The organism is Oceanimonas aquatica (genome assembly GCF_030732065.1).
Classification (GTDB): domain Bacteria; phylum Pseudomonadota; class Gammaproteobacteria; order Enterobacterales; family Aeromonadaceae; genus Oceanimonas.
This window is the reverse complement of the sequence record NZ_JAVBHX010000002.1, coordinates 153,041-166,993: the sequence shown is the minus strand read 5'-3', so window position 1 is coordinate 166,993 and position 13,953 is coordinate 153,041. Positions and strand designations below refer to the sequence as shown.

General features: G+C 61.1%; 12 protein-coding genes and 1 riboswitch. Of the genes, 9 read left to right on the top strand and 3 right to left on the bottom strand.

Translation table 11 applies throughout. The annotated features are described in order from the left end of the window. Nucleotides 1-28: 28 nt before the first annotated feature. The 7 genes from Q9290_RS03885 to Q9290_RS03855 all read left to right on the top strand — a co-directional run bounded on the left by Q9290_RS03885 (nt 29) and on the right by Q9290_RS03855 (nt 7,593). A complete protein-coding gene (locus Q9290_RS03885; RefSeq protein WP_371930891.1) occupies nt 29-1,387 on the top strand; it encodes a glutamine synthetase family protein in 1,359 nt (452 codons plus the stop codon). A gap of 58 nt (nt 1,388-1,445) precedes the next feature. Then, nucleotides 1,446-2,819: an aspartate aminotransferase family protein gene (locus Q9290_RS03880; protein ID WP_306078328.1), complete on the top strand. Its 1,374-nt coding sequence runs from the start codon at nt 1,446-1,448 to the stop codon at nt 2,817-2,819. A gap of 1 nt (nt 2,820) precedes the next feature. Beyond that, the gene (locus Q9290_RS03875) at nt 2,821-3,927 is read left to right on the top strand and encodes an extracellular solute-binding protein (protein ID WP_306078327.1); all 1,107 of its coding nucleotides are present in this window, start codon (nt 2,821-2,823) and stop codon (nt 3,925-3,927) included. A gap of 239 nt (nt 3,928-4,166) precedes the next feature. After that, nucleotides 4,167-5,288: a putrescine ABC transporter ATP-binding subunit PotG gene (gene potG / locus Q9290_RS03870; RefSeq protein WP_306078326.1), complete on the top strand. Its 1,122-nt coding sequence runs from the start codon at nt 4,167-4,169 to the stop codon at nt 5,286-5,288. 9 nt (nt 5,289-5,297) lie between these two features. Further along, the gene (potH, locus tag Q9290_RS03865) at nt 5,298-6,191 is read left to right on the top strand and encodes a putrescine ABC transporter permease PotH (protein ID WP_306078325.1); all 894 of its coding nucleotides are present in this window, start codon (nt 5,298-5,300) and stop codon (nt 6,189-6,191) included. Between the two features lie 3 nt (nt 6,192-6,194). Next, a complete protein-coding gene (gene potI, locus Q9290_RS03860) occupies nt 6,195-7,040 on the top strand; it encodes a putrescine ABC transporter permease PotI (RefSeq protein WP_306078324.1) in 846 nt (281 codons plus the stop codon). Nucleotides 7,041-7,050: 10 nt separating this feature from the next. Further along, nucleotides 7,051-7,593 carry a cupin domain-containing protein gene (locus Q9290_RS03855; RefSeq protein ID WP_306078323.1) on the top strand — a complete coding sequence of 181 codons (543 nt, stop codon included), beginning with the start codon at nt 7,051-7,053 and terminating at the stop codon, nt 7,591-7,593. A 3-nt stretch (nt 7,594-7,596) separates the two neighbouring features. On the opposite strand, the gene Q9290_RS03850 is transcribed toward Q9290_RS03855, so the two are convergent. Continuing rightward, the gene (locus Q9290_RS03850) at nt 7,597-8,145 is read right to left on the bottom strand and encodes a cupin domain-containing protein (protein ID WP_306078322.1); all 549 of its coding nucleotides are present in this window, start codon (nt 8,143-8,145) and stop codon (nt 7,597-7,599) included. A 161-nt stretch (nt 8,146-8,306) separates the two neighbouring features. Here Q9290_RS03850 and ald point away from each other — a divergent pair, with 161 nt between their 5' ends. Both ald and Q9290_RS03840 read left to right on the top strand, forming a co-directional pair. Next, nucleotides 8,307-9,449 carry an alanine dehydrogenase gene (gene ald / locus Q9290_RS03845; protein WP_306078321.1) on the top strand — a complete coding sequence of 381 codons (1,143 nt, stop codon included), beginning with the start codon at nt 8,307-8,309 and terminating at the stop codon, nt 9,447-9,449. Continuing rightward, nucleotides 9,446-10,732 carry an MgtC/SapB family protein gene (locus Q9290_RS03840; RefSeq protein ID WP_306078320.1) on the top strand — a complete coding sequence of 429 codons (1,287 nt, stop codon included), beginning with the start codon at nt 9,446-9,448 and terminating at the stop codon, nt 10,730-10,732. The genes ald and Q9290_RS03840 overlap by 4 nt, the downstream gene beginning before the upstream one ends. A gap of 78 nt (nt 10,733-10,810) precedes the next feature. On the opposite strand, the gene lysC is transcribed toward Q9290_RS03840, so the two are convergent. Both lysC and argA read right to left on the bottom strand, forming a co-directional pair. After that, on the bottom strand, nt 10,811-12,148 hold the full coding sequence (gene lysC, locus Q9290_RS03835; protein WP_306078319.1) for a lysine-sensitive aspartokinase 3: 1,338 nt from the start codon (nt 12,146-12,148) through the stop codon (nt 10,811-10,813). Between the two features lie 67 nt (nt 12,149-12,215). Next, nucleotides 12,216-12,387: riboswitch (Lysine riboswitch) on the bottom strand. A gap of 77 nt (nt 12,388-12,464) precedes the next feature. Next, a complete protein-coding gene (argA, locus tag Q9290_RS03830; RefSeq protein WP_306078318.1) occupies nt 12,465-13,793 on the bottom strand; it encodes an amino-acid N-acetyltransferase in 1,329 nt (442 codons plus the stop codon). Nucleotides 13,794-13,953: the final 160 nt, after the last annotated feature.

Below are 13,953 nucleotides of genomic sequence, written 5' to 3'. Positions count from 1 at the left end.
GAGTGTGTTTTTCACCCAGAGCTTCACTATGAGTGTTCAAGATCCTGAAAACCGCAACATGGAATGGCTGCGCCAGTGGATGCAGCAGCACGCCATTACCGAGGTGGAGTGTCTGTTGCCCGACTTTACCGGCAACGCCCGGGGCAAGATACTGCCCGCCAGCAAGTTTCTGAAAGAGGGCGGCATGCGCCTGCCCGACAATATCTTTTTGCAGACCGTGAACGGCGACTGGCCTGATGACGACAACATCGACTGGACCGAGCGCGACATGGAACTGCATGCCGACATCAATACGCCCCGGCTGGTGCCCTGGGCCAGCGAGCCCACCGCCCAGGTGATCCACGACTGTTTTGACGCCGACGGCGAGCCGGTGGAAATTGCGCCCCGCAGCGTACTGCGCCGGGTGCTGAAGCTCTATGAGCAGGAAGGCTGCCGCCCGGTGGTGGCGCCGGAGCTGGAGTTTTTTCTGGTCAAGAAAAACGAGGACTGGGATTACCCGCTGGAGCCGCCCATCGGCCGCAACGGCCGGCCCGAGACCGCACGGCAGTCGTTCAGCATAGACGCGGTCAACGAATTCGATCCCATCTTTGAGGAAATGTACGACTTCTGTGAGGCCCAGGAGCTGGAGGTGGACACCCTGATCCACGAGTCGGGGGCGGCCCAGATGGAGGTGAACTTTATTCACGGCGACGCCCTGGATCTGGCGGATCAGGTGTTTCTGTTCAAGCGCACCATGCGCGAGGCGGCCATGCGCCACCAGGTATACGCCACCTTTATGGCCAAACCGATGAAAAACGAGCCGGGCAGCTCCATGCACATTCACCAGAGCCTGGTGGATGCAGACGGCAACAACCTGTTTGCCAACCCCGATGGCAGCCACAGCGAGCGGTTTCTGCACTTTATCGGCGGCATGCAGCGCTACATTCCCAGCGCGGTGGCGCTGTTTGCCCCCAACGTCAATTCTTACCGCCGGCTGGCCTTTGGTGACTCGGCGCCGCGCAACATGGCCTGGGGGGAAGACAACCGTACCGTGGGCCTGCGGGTGCCGCGTTCCGGGCTGGCCGACCGGCGCATAGAAAACCGCTTTGCCGGCGCCGATGCCAACCCCTACCTGGCGCTGGCGGCCAGTCTGGCCTGTGGTTATCTTGGCATGAAACACCGTATTGCGCCTACCGAGCAGGTGGAAGGCAGCGCCTACGACATGCCCTTTGGCCTGGCCCGCAGCCTGGAAGAAGCACTGCTGGAGCTGGAGCAGTGCGAGGAGCTGCGCGAGATCCTGGGGCCGCATTTTGTGCGCGCCTTTATCGCGGTCAAGCGCAAGGAATACGAGGCCTTTTTCACGGTGATCAGCGCCTGGGAACGGGAGTTTTTACTGCTGAACGTGTAACAGTCTGCATATGGACTCCCGCCTTCGCGGGAGTGACGGTATCGACAGGGAGTTGAGCATGCCGGAGTTTGATAAGGAGTCATTGCAACAGCTGGATGCGAGTCATCACCTGCACCCGTTCACCGACCCCCACGCCTTGCAGCAAAAGGGGACCCGGGTGATTGAGCGGGGTGAAGGGGTCTATCTGTGGGATGCAGACGGCCACCGTCTTCTCGACGGCATGGCCGGGCTCTGGTGTGTGAACCTGGGCTACGGCCGGGAAGAGCTGATCGAGGCGGCCAATGCCCAGCTGCGCCGGCTGCCCTATTACAATCTGTTTTTTCAGACCACCCACCCGCCGGCCGCCGAGCTTGCCGCCACCCTGGCGGGCATTCTGCCCGGCGACATGCAGCACCTGTTTTTTACCGGCTCCGGCTCCGAGTGTAACGACACAGTCGTGCGCATGGTGCGCCATTTCTGGGCCGAGCAGGGCCAGCTCGAACGTACAGTTATTATCAGCCGCCACAATGCCTACCATGGCTCCACCCTGGCCGGCGCCTCTCTTGGCGGTATGAAGCCCATGCACAGTCAGGGCGGACTGCCGTTGCCCGACATGGTGCACATTGACCAGCCTTATCATTTTGATGAAGGGCAGGGCACCGACCCCCATGCCTTTGGTCTGGAGCGGGCTCGGCAGTTGGAGCAAAAAATTCTCGAGCTCGGCCCCGAGCGGGTGGCGGCCTTTATCGGCGAGCCCATTCAGGGCGCCGGCGGCGTGATTATTCCCCCCGACAGTTACTGGCCGGAAATTCAGCGCATCTGCCGCCAGTACGACATTTTGCTGGTGGTGGACGAGGTGATCTGCGGCTTTGGCCGCACCGGCCACTGGTTTGCCTGTGAGCACTACGGCCTTGAGCCGGATCTGTTGTGCATGGCCAAGGGCATTACCTCCGGCTATATCCCCCTGGGCGCGGTGGCGGTGGGGGCCAGAGTGGCCAGGGGGCTGATTGCCGGCGGCGAGTTCTTTCACGGCTTTACCTATTCCGGTCACCCGGTGGCCTGTGCCGTGGCCCAGGCCGCCATTGAGGTGATGAAAAACGAGCACATCGTCGAACGGGTACATGACGATATCGGCCCTTACCTGCAACGGCGCTGGGCCAGTCTGAGTGATCACCCCCTGGTGGGGGAAACCCGGGGCCTGGGGCTGGTGGCTGCGCTGGAGCTGGTGGCGGACAAAACCACTCATGCCCGCTACCCGGAAGACGCCGGCGCCGGCTTGGTGTGCCGGGAGCACAGCCTGAATGTCGGCCTGGTGATGCGGGCGGTGGGCGACACCATGATCATCTCGCCGCCCTTGGTGATTACCCACAAGCAGGTGGACGAGCTGGTGGACAAGGCCCGTCAGGCCCTTGATTTGACCCTTCACACTCTGAGCAACCAACAAGGAAAGTAGCATGATGCATAACCGTGTTTTTCAGACCGGCCTGCTGGCCGCCGGTATTACGCTGGCGCTCCATGCCCAGGCCCAGGAGCCGGCCCAGGTCAATTTCTACAACTGGTCTGACTATATTGCCGAAGACACCCTGGCCAGTTTCACCAAAGAGACCGGCATTGACGTCACCTACGATGTGTTCGACTCCAACGAGGTGCTGGAAGCCAAGCTGCTGGCGGGCAACACCGGTTTTGATGTGGTGGTGCCCACCGGTGACTTTATGGGGCGGCAAATTCAGGCCGGCGCCTTTTTGCCATTGGACAAGGCCAAGCTGACCCATTACGAGAACCTGGACCCGCGCATCATGGCGCTGCTGGAGGAAAAGGATCCGGGCAACCAGTATGGCGTGCCCTACCTGTGGGGCACCACCGGCATTGGCTTTAATGTCGACAAGGTGAAGGAAGTACTGGGCGAGGACGCCCCGGTGGACTCCTGGGATCTGGTAATGAAGCCCGAGAACCTGGAAAAACTCAGACAGTGCGGCGTGGCCTTCCTCGACGCACCCACCGAGATCTTTGCCGCCGCCCTCAACTATCAGGGAATGGATCCGAACAGCACCAATGTCAGCGACTACAAGGGCCCGGCCACCGAGCTGATGATGCAGCTTCGGCCCCATATCACCTATTTCCATTCCTCCAAGTACATCAACGATCTGGCCAACGGTGATATCTGTGTGGCGGTGGGCTGGTCCGGCGATATCCTGCAGGCGCGGGATCGGGCCGACGAGGCGGACAGAGGCGTGACCGTGGCCTACCGCATCCCCAGGGAAGGCGCCCTGATGTGGGTGGACATGCTCACCATTCCCAGGGACGCCAGGCACCCGGACAACGCCCACAAGCTGATTAACTACCTGCTGAGGCCGGAAGTGATCGGCGAGATTTCCAATTACGTGGCCTACGCCAACCCCAATAAAAAAGCGAATGAGTTTGTGGATGCGGACATCCTTAATGATCCGGGCATTTACCCCAGCCAGGAAACAGCGGAAAAGCTGTACACCGCCAAGCTGTTGCCGCAAAAGGTGAACCGGGCCATTACCCGCGCCTGGACTAGGGTCAAGACCGGCAGGTAAGCAGCTTTGAAGTGACAAGGCAGGCGCAGGAATGTCTACCCTCGTCTGCCCGTATTTTTCCTCGTCATGCCCGCGAAGTGAGTATCCAGTAGCAGACGGCACCCGGATGATAGTCTGAGTTGTGTGCTGAATGGACTCCCGCCTGCGCGGGAGTGACGGGAGTATAGCTTTGGTGTCACTCCCGCGTAGGCGGGAGTCCAGTGCAGAAAGCGCAGGATCTTCATTACACGGAGGTAAGCATGCCGGAACAGCAACAACCGGTGAGCACGGAGCAGGCGCCCTTTCTTGATATTCGCGGGGTCAGCAAGTTGTACGACGGCCAGCCGGCGGTGGATGATGTCAGCCTGCGTGTACAGCGGGGGGAAATTTTTGCCCTGCTCGGTGCCTCGGGCTGCGGCAAGTCAACCCTGCTGCGTATGCTGGCCGGCTTTGAGCCGCCCAGCCGGGGCGAGATTTTTCTCGATGGCGTCGATATCGCCGAGGTGCCGCCCTATGACAGACCCATCAACATGATGTTTCAGTCCTACGCGCTGTTTCCCCACATGACGGTGGAAGCCAACATCGCCTTTGGACTGAAACAGGACAAGCTGCCTAGGGATGAGGTTGCCGGCAGGGTGGCGGAGATGCTCAAACTGGTGCACATGGAAGACTATGCCAAACGCAAGCCCCATCAGCTGTCCGGTGGCCAGCGCCAGCGGGTGGCGCTGGCGCGCAGCCTGGCCAAACGGCCCAAGTTGCTGCTGCTCGACGAGCCCATGGGGGCGCTCGACAAAAAGCTGCGGGAAGAGATGCAGCTGGAGCTGGTCAACATCATTGAAGAGGTGGGCGTGACCTGTGTAATGGTGACCCACGATCAGGAAGAAGCCATGACCATGGCCGGGCGCATCGCCATCATGAACAAGGGCCGGCTGGTGCAGGTGGGGGAACCGCTGGATGTATACGAGTACCCCAACTGCCGTTTCAGCGCCGAGTTTATCGGCTCGGTCAATGTGTTTGAAGGCGAGCTCGAAAGCAACGAAGCCGACAGTGCGCTGATCCGCTGCGGCGATCTGGACCGCCCGTTGCAGATAAACCATGGTGTGTCCATTGGCGAGGGGCTGCCCATCATGATAGCGGTACGCCCGGAAAAGATGCACCTGTCGGTACAGGAGCCCGAGCAGAACGCCAACCGGCTGCAAGGCACGGTGGACGAAATTGCTTATCTTGGCGATGTGTCCATTTACCATGTGCGCCTGCCCTCGGGTAAACGCATTCTGGCCACCCTGCCCAATGTGGATCGGCACAGACGCAACAGCCCCACCTGGGGCGACCAGGTGCATCTGCGCTGGGACGCGGACAGCTGCGCCGTGCTGCTGATCTAGGAGGTGACGATGAAGGCAAAGGCTCGAACCGCCACCGGCCAGCGGCTGGTGATCGCGCTGCCCTATACCTGGCTGCTGCTGTTTTTCCTGGTGCCCTTTCTGATCGTGTTCAAGATCAGCCTGTCGGAAGCGGCGCTGGCCATTCCGCCCTACAGCCAGGTGCTGAGTTTTGCCGACGAGCAGCTGCAAATCGTGCTCAATTTCGGCAATTACCTGTTTCTGCTGAGCGACAGTCTTTATATTCAGTCCTACCTGCAGTCGCTGCAGGTGGCGACCGTTTCCACCTTGTTGTGCCTGTTGATTGGCTTTCCCATGGCCTGGGCCATTGTTCACTCGAAACCGTCTACCCGTAATGTGCTGCTGATGCTGGTGATTTTGCCGTCCTGGACCTCGTTTCTTATTCGGGTGTACGCCTGGATGGGCATTCTCGGCAACACCGGCTTTCTTAATAATGCCCTGATCTGGCTGGGGGCCATCGACGAGCCACTGCAGATCCTCAATACCAACACCGCCGTCTATATCGGCATTGTCTACGCCTACCTGCCCTTTATGGTGCTGCCCCTGTATACCGCCCTGATGCGGCTGGATTATTCCCTGGTGGAAGCGGCGGCGGATCTGGGGGCGCGGCCCTTCACCACCCTGTTTACGGTGATCGTGCCCCTGGTGAAGGGCGGCATCATTGCCGGCGCCATGCTGGTGTTTATTCCGGCGGTGGGCGAGTTCGTGATCCCCGAGCTGCTGGGCGGCCCGGATACCCTGCTGATCGGCCGGGTGCTGTGGCAGGAGTTCTTCAATAACCGGGACTGGCCGGTGGCGGCGGCGGTGGCCAGCGTCATGCTGTTGCTGCTGATGGTGCCCATCATGTGGTTCCACCGCATTCAGCGCAGAGAAATGGAGGGCTGAGCCATGAACAATATTCCCGTCAGTCGCTCCTGGGCACGCCCGCTGATTCTGTGGCTGGGGTTTGGCTTTCTTTATGCCCCCATGCTGTTGCTGATCATTTACTCCTTTAACAGCTCCCGGCTGGTGACGGTATGGGCCGGCTGGTCCACCAAGTGGTATGGCGAGCTGCTGGCCGACGACATGATGATGCAGGCGGTGGGGCTCAGCCTGACCATCGCCTTCTTTGCCGCCAGCACCGCCGTGGTGCTGGGCACGGTGGCGGGCTTTGTGCTCACCCGCATTGGCCGGTTTCGCGGCGAAAGCGGCTTTGCCTTTATGATCACCGCCCCCCTGGTGATGCCCGAGGTGATCACCGGCTTGTCGTTGCTGCTGTTGTTTGTGGCCATGGGCGATTTGCTGGGCTGGCCGGCCCAGCGGGGTATGAGCACCATCTGGATTGCCCACGTCACCTTCTGTACCGCCTATGTGGCGGTGGTGGTGAGCTCCCGGCTGCGGGAGCTGGACCGCTCCCTGGAAGAAGCCGCCATGGATTTGGGCGCGCGGCCGCTCAGGGTGTTTTTTGTGATCACCCTGCCGATCATCGCGCCGGCCATTATCGCCGGCTGGCTGCTGGCCTTTACCCTGTCGCTGGACGATTTGGTGATCGCCAGTTTTGTGTCCGGACCCAACGCCACCACCCTGCCCATGGTGGTGTTTTCCAGCGTGCGTCTGGGGGTGAGCCCCAAAATCAACGCCCTGGCCACCATCATTATTGTGATTGTGTCATTGGTGACCTTTGTGGGCTGGTGGCTGATGGCCCGGGCCGAGAAGCGCCGGGCTCAGGAAGCCGCCGCCGCCCGGGCCGGCTGAGGAGCGCGCCATGGACTTGCCCGAGCGCCTGAAGTGGCTTCGACACCAGCATGGCCTGACCCAGCGGGAGCTGGCTCGTCGCGCAGGGGTCAGCAACAGTCTGATTTCGCAGATTGAGCAGGCCGCGGTGAACCCGTCGGTGGCTACCCTCAAGCGGGTGCTGGACGGCTTTCCCATCTCCATGGGCGCCTTTTTCAGCCTGGAGAATGACGCCGGCCGGCGTGTGTTTTTTCGTGCCGACGAGCTGGTGGAATTTGGCAGCAATGGCGTCACCATGTGGCTGGTGGGGCCGCTTGGTGGCGATCGCAAGCTGGCGCTGCTTCGGGAGTGCTACCCGCCCGGTGCCGACACCGGCCCGGAAATGCTCAGTAACGAAGCGGAAGAAGCGGGTCTGGTGCTGAGCGGTGAAATCGAAATTACCGTGGGGGAGGAGTCTCGAGTACTGCGTGCCGGCGATGGCTATTATTTCGATACCCGCCAGCCCCACCGTTTTCGCAACCTGAGTACCGAGGTGTGCGAGCTGGTGTCGGCGGCGACACCGCCAACGTTTTGAGGCTTACATCGTCTGGGGCTGGCTGGCGGAGACGATGTGCAGTTCATCGTCGCCGATATTCACAAAGCGGTGGGGCTCGGTGCTGTCAAAGTAGTAGCCGTCACCCGGGCCCAGTTCAAAGCGGCGCTCGCCCACGATCAGCAAGAGTTGTCCTTCTATTACCACGCCACATTCCTGGCCCGGGTGGTTCAGCATGTCGGGGCCGGTATCGGCGCCGGCGGGCATGGTTTCCCGCAGCAGGGTGATATTGCGATCGGGAAAGCGGCTGCCAATCAGGCGATAGCTGATGTCGCCGGTGCCTCGCTCGGGTTGATCCTCGGCCCGGTATACCACCGGCTTGGTGGCTTCGCAGTTTTCTTCTTCGGCAAAGAATTCCGCCAGGGTCATGGGAAAGCCGTCCAGCAGCTTTTTGAGTGAGCCGATGGACGGACTGACCTGGTTTTTTTCGACCTGGGAAATAAAGCCGTTGGTCACACCGGAGCGCTTGGCCAGCTCGCGCTGGGACAGTTTGGCTTGCAGGCGAATGGTTTTGAGGCGAAGGCCTATGTCCATAACGGCGATTTTCTCCCTGGTTTCAATTGAATCTTTATGGGCGCGCAAGCAGAATACCGCTCCAGCTTCTATAACAGAAGAAGTGGCACTCATTTTAATACCAGCGGCCGTGTTGTGAGCTGCATTCTACTCTAAAACACCAAGGCACACAGGGGTTGAACATGGATATCGCAGTACCCAAGGAAATCAAGAACAACGAATACCGGGTGGGCATGACGCCCGCCGGTGTGCGCGAACTGATCCGGGCCGGACACCGAGTACGGGTGCAAACCGGAGCGGGCGAGGGCGTGGGCTTTTGTGACGACCAGTATGCCGCCGCCGGTGCCGAGCTGGTGGCGGACGTAGCGGCCCTGTTTGCCGGAGCGGAGCTGATCGTCAAGGTCAAGGAGCCCCAGCCCGAGGAATACCGTCGGCTTAAGCCCGGCCAGGTGTTGTTTACCTACCTGCACCTCGCTCCGGATGAAGCTCAGACCAAGGGGTTGCTGGCCTCGGGCTGCACCGCCATTGCCTATGAAACCGTCACCGACGCTCACGGCGGCCTGCCGTTGCTGGCGCCCATGAGTGAGGTGGCCGGGCGCATGGCGGTGCAGGCCGGTGCCCATTGCCTGGAGAAAGCTCAAGGGGGGCGGGGTGTGTTGCTGGGGGGCGTGCCCGGCGTAGCCCCGGCCCGGGTGCTGGTGCTGGGGGGCGGTGTGGTCGGCATCAACGCCGCGCGCATGGCCATGGGGCTGGGCGCCGATGTCACCATTTTCGACAAGTCACTGCCCCGGCTCACCCAGCTCGATGCCATCTATGGTCCGGGGATCAAGACCCAGTATTCCACCGCCGATGCCATCGAGGCCGAGCTGCCCCACGCCGATCTGGTGATTGGCGCCGTGCTCATCCCCGGCGCATCGGCGCCCAAGCTGGTCACCCGGGAGATGCTGAAAAAGCTGCCTCAGGGCGCCGTGCTGGTGGATGTGGCCATCGATCAGGGCGGCTGCTTTGAAACCAGCAAGCCCACGACTCATCAGCAGCCTACCTTTGAAGTGGATGGGGTGGTGCACTACTGCGTGGCCAACATGCCCGGCGGTGTGGCCCGAACGTCCACCCTGGCGCTGACCAACGCCACCTTGCCCTTTGTGCAGGCCCTGGCCAACAAGGGCTGGCGCGGTGCGCTGAACGACGATGCCCACCTGGCCCGTGGTCTTAACGTGCATAATGGCAAGGTGGTGTACCAGGCGGTGGCCGAGGCCCATGGTCTGGAGCATGAGCCTCTGGAGCGAGTACTGAAAGGCGGGGTTGAGGGTGGCAGCGATATATGAGTGAGCTGGCCGCCGAACTCTGGAGTGGCCATCAGACCCTGGTGCGTCTGGGCATTGCCCTCTTGCTGGGGGCGCTTATCGGCATTCAGCGTGGCTGGCAATGGCGGGATGCCGAGTCCGGCCAGCGCATTGCCGGCATTCGCACCCATGCCCTGGTAGGGCTGCTGGGGGGCCTGATCGCCCTGCTGGGTTTTACCGTGGGGCACTGGCTGATTGCCGTGGGCCTGCTGGGGGTGGTGGCCATCAATCTGGTGGCCTACCGGGCGCAGGCCCGAACCCTTAACGACTTCAGCATTACCGGCAGCATTGGCCTGCTGCTGACGTTCTGTTTTGGCGCCCTGGCGGTGGTCGACAGCCCGGCCATTGCCGCCACCGCCGCGGTGATCACCGCCTTTATTCTCGACAACAAGCGGGAAATTCACGGCCTGTTGCGCAAGCTTCGGGAGCACGAGCTGGATGCCGGCCTCAAGCTGTTGCTGATCACTGTGGTGATGCTGCCGTTATTGCCCAACCAGCAAATGGGCCCGGGGGGCGTGGTCAACCCGTTCGAGATCTGGTGGATGGTAGTGTTGATCGCCTCCATTTCCTTTCTGGGTTATTTCGCCATTCGCGTGGGCGGTACCGAAAAGGGCATTCTGTTTACCAGCCTGTTTGCCGGACTGAGTTCATCCACCGCTCTGACCCTGCATTACTCCCGACTGTCAAAGGAGTCGCCGGTGCTGTCGCCGCTGCTGGCCGCCGGTGTGCTGCTGGCCTGCGGCACCATGTTTCCCCGCATACTGGTGTATTGCGCCCTGATCAATCCGGCCTTGTTGGCCACGCTCTGGTGGCCGGTGCTGGTGATGACGCTGCTGCTCTATGGCCCCGCTGCCATCATCTGGCGCCGGCACCGGGCCGGTGGCTGTGTGGAGCAGCCCAGCCTTAACATGAACCCGCTGGATCTCAAGTCAGCGCTGCTGTTTGGTGGGCTGATATTGTTGATCATGGTAGTGGGGGAGTGGCTCAAGCAGGCGATGGGCAATGCCGGTGTGCTGCTGCTGGCGCTGGCGTCCGGGGTGACCGATGTGGATGCCATTACCCTGTCGTTAACCCGTATGTCCCAGGGTAGTCTGGCACCTGGCACGGCGGTGCTGGGCATAGTGCTGGCGGCCTCGGTCAACAACCTGGTAAAGGCGGGCATGGCGGTCAGCCTGGGGGACAGGGCGCTGGGCCGGCGCGTGGCCTGGGCCATGGGCATCTCCCTGCTGGCGGGGTTGTTCACCGCCTGGCTTCTGAACGGCTAGTCGGCGAGTTCCATCTACCTAAAATAAAAAACGGCGCTGTATTCCACAGCGCCGTTATCATTTGCTTCCAGCTGATTTTTACGCCGGCAGCAGTTCCTTGTGCAGATCGGCAATCACCTGATTGGCATTGCCTTCATCCACCAGGAAGCAGAAGTTGTGGGGGCTGGCGCCGTAGCAGATCATGCGAATATTTACTTCATCAATGGCCTGGAACACCCGGGTGGCGGTACCGCCGGCCTCACTCATGCGGTTGCCGATCAGCGCCACCAGTGCCAGGCCGTCTTCCACCTTGAGATGGCAGTGTTTGGCCAGCTCGTCCTGTACTTCCTGGGTCAGCAACTCGGCACCGGCGTCCAGAGTCAGGGACACGCTGATCTCGGAGGTGGTGATGAGATCCACCGAAATCTTGTGCTTGGCCAGAATACCAAACACCTCGGCCAGAAAACCGTGGGCCTGAAACATGCTCTGGCTGGTCAGGGTCAGCAGCACCTGGTTACGGCGCAGGGCCAGGGCCCGGAATAGCGGCTGGCTGGGAGTGGTGTTGCGAATCCAGGTGCCCCCTTCTTCCGGTGCCCGGCTGGAGCCGACAAACACCGGGATCTGGCAGCGTACCGCCGGCTGCAGGGTGGCCGGGTGCAGCACCTTGGCACCAAAGGTGGCCATTTCGGACGCTTCGCTGAAGCTGATTTCGGGAATGGCGCGGGCCTCGCTCACCAGGCGCGGATCCGTGGTGTAAATGCCGGGCACATCGGTCCAGATTTCCACCGCGGCCGCGCTCAGCGCCTCGCCCAGCAGGGCGGCGGAGTAATCGCTGCCGCCTCGTCCCAGCGTGGTGGTACGGCCGTCGGGGGCACCGCCAATAAAGCCCTGAGTGACCACCAGCTGCTTGTCGCACAGGGGCTTGAGCTCCTTTTCCACTTCCGCCTTGAGGCTGGCCAGATCCGGGGTGGCACGACCGAAGCGATCGTCGGTGCGCATCACCTTGCGTACGTCAAACCAGACCGCGTCGGTGCCACGGCGGCGCAGCAGCTCCACGAACAGCCGGGTCGACATCAGCTCGCCTTGAGCCACGATTTCGTCGGCAATGGCCTTGGTGGGGCTGATCGCGGCGCTGTCGGCCAGTTCACGAATATGACCGAGAATGTCTTCGATGTGCCGGGTCAGCATCTCCGGGCGTTCTAGGCTGTCGAGAATGCCGTGCTCAATGGCGGCCAGCTTCTGCAGCAGCTCTTCCCGCTCTTCGGGGCCATGGGCGCCCGAGGCCAGCGCTACCAGCAGGTTGGTGACGCCGGAGCTGGCGCTCAGTACCGCCAGCCGGGTACCGGGGTTTTGTTCGAGAATGGCGGCGCAACGGCTCATGGCATCGGCGTCGGCAACACTGGTTCCACCGAATTTGGCTACAACGGGTTGGTTCAAGGCAAGCTCCTTGCTTTGCTAGGTAAATTCAAATTACGGGGGGAACGACTGCGAAGACATGGAAAGGTCATCAGGAAGCACTCCACCCAACAGGTGACAGCCCGAAGGATTCAGCCTTCGCAGCCGACAACGACCGTTATGCCACCGGTCGTCGTCTCGGCGTTGTTCCCCTGACCGGCGATCATCGGAGTGGCGACTCCTGCTGCCGGCTGCCTGAACAACGCGCCTCTTCTCGTTGTCTCAGCACATTGTACTGAGGCGGCCCTATAACTACTGGCTTAAGACACAACTGTCAATGGTGACGTGGTGAAATCGTTCAGTTGAGCTCTTTAATCATGATTCGGGAACGACGCTGAAAGTTATAGAGCTTTTGTTTGCCCATGGGCAGGGCGTTGACGTCGTCCGGTTTGAACCCCCGCTCCTGGAACCAGTGAATGGAGCGGGTGGTGAGAATGAACAGCCGGCTCATACCACGCTTGCGGGCCTGCTCTTCGATCTTGTTCAGCAACATGTCACCCCGGCTGCCCTTGCGGTAGTCCGGATGAATGGCCACACAGGCCATTTCGGCCATGCCTTCCTCGGGAAAGGGGTAGAGGGCGGCGCAGCCGATAATGGCGCCGTCTTTCTCGATGATGGTGAACTGATCGATTTCCATTTCCAGCTGCTCCCGGGAGCGGCGCACCAGCACGCCTTCTTCTTCCATGGGCCGGATCAGATCCAGAATACCGCCAATGTCGTCGATGTGGGCCTGACGGGCCTGCTCGGCGCTCAGGCTGACGATCTGGGTGCCCAGGCCGTCACGGGTAAACAGCTCCTGGATCAGGGCGCCGTCTTCCTTGTAGCTCACCAGGTGGCTGCGGGGCACGCCGCCCCGGCAGCTGGAGATGGCCGCGCGCAGGTAACGGGCGGTGCCCGACAGGCTTTCGCCTTCTTCCAGCAGCTTTTGCAGGTGTTCTTCCGCCTGCTCGGGAAACAGCTCGGCAATGGCCACGCCGTTTTCGTTGAGCACGCCGCGCTGAGAACAAAAGCCGATCAGCTTGTCGGCCTTGAGTTCAATGGCCAGCCGCCGGGCCAGCTCTTCCGACGACAGGTTGAAACTCTCGCCGGTGACCGAAAAGCCGATGGGAGAGATCAGCACGGTGGCACCGTTGGCGAGCTGGTGATGAATGGTGTCGGTATGAATGCGGCGAACCCGGCCCGAGTGAACATAGTCGACGCCGTCGTCCACGCCCAGGGGTTGGGCAATCACGAAGTTGCCGGTGACCACGTTGATGCGGGCATTCTGCATGGGGGTATTAATCAGCCCCATGGACAGCCGGGCGGTAATGTCCATCTGCAGACCGCCGCAGACGTCCTTGATCACGCGAAAGCTGGGCTCGTCGGTGACCCGGGTATGTTTGTGAAACACGCCGGAGAGGCCGGCTTCGGTCAGTCCGCGGTCAATCTGGGGGCGGGCGCCGAACACGATGACCAGCCGCACGCCCAGACTGGTAAGCAGCGCGATGTCGCTGATGATGTTGGGAAAGTTTTCCTGATCGATGGCTTCGCCACCCAGCATGATGACAAAGGTGGAGCCGCGATGCAGATTCACATAGGGGCTGGATTGACGAAACGCCTTGACCAGGGCGGCATCATTTTCGCGCACGGGCTTGTCCTTGATAGCCAGAAAAACACCGGCTTATCATCATGAAAATTAATGCAAAAAACAAGACTAAATATTTATTTTGTTTTTGGCCTGCCCTCTGGCCCGGTTACCTGCATTTATCAAAATTGAGAGCCGCGTCGGGAAACCGACCTGCGGGTGC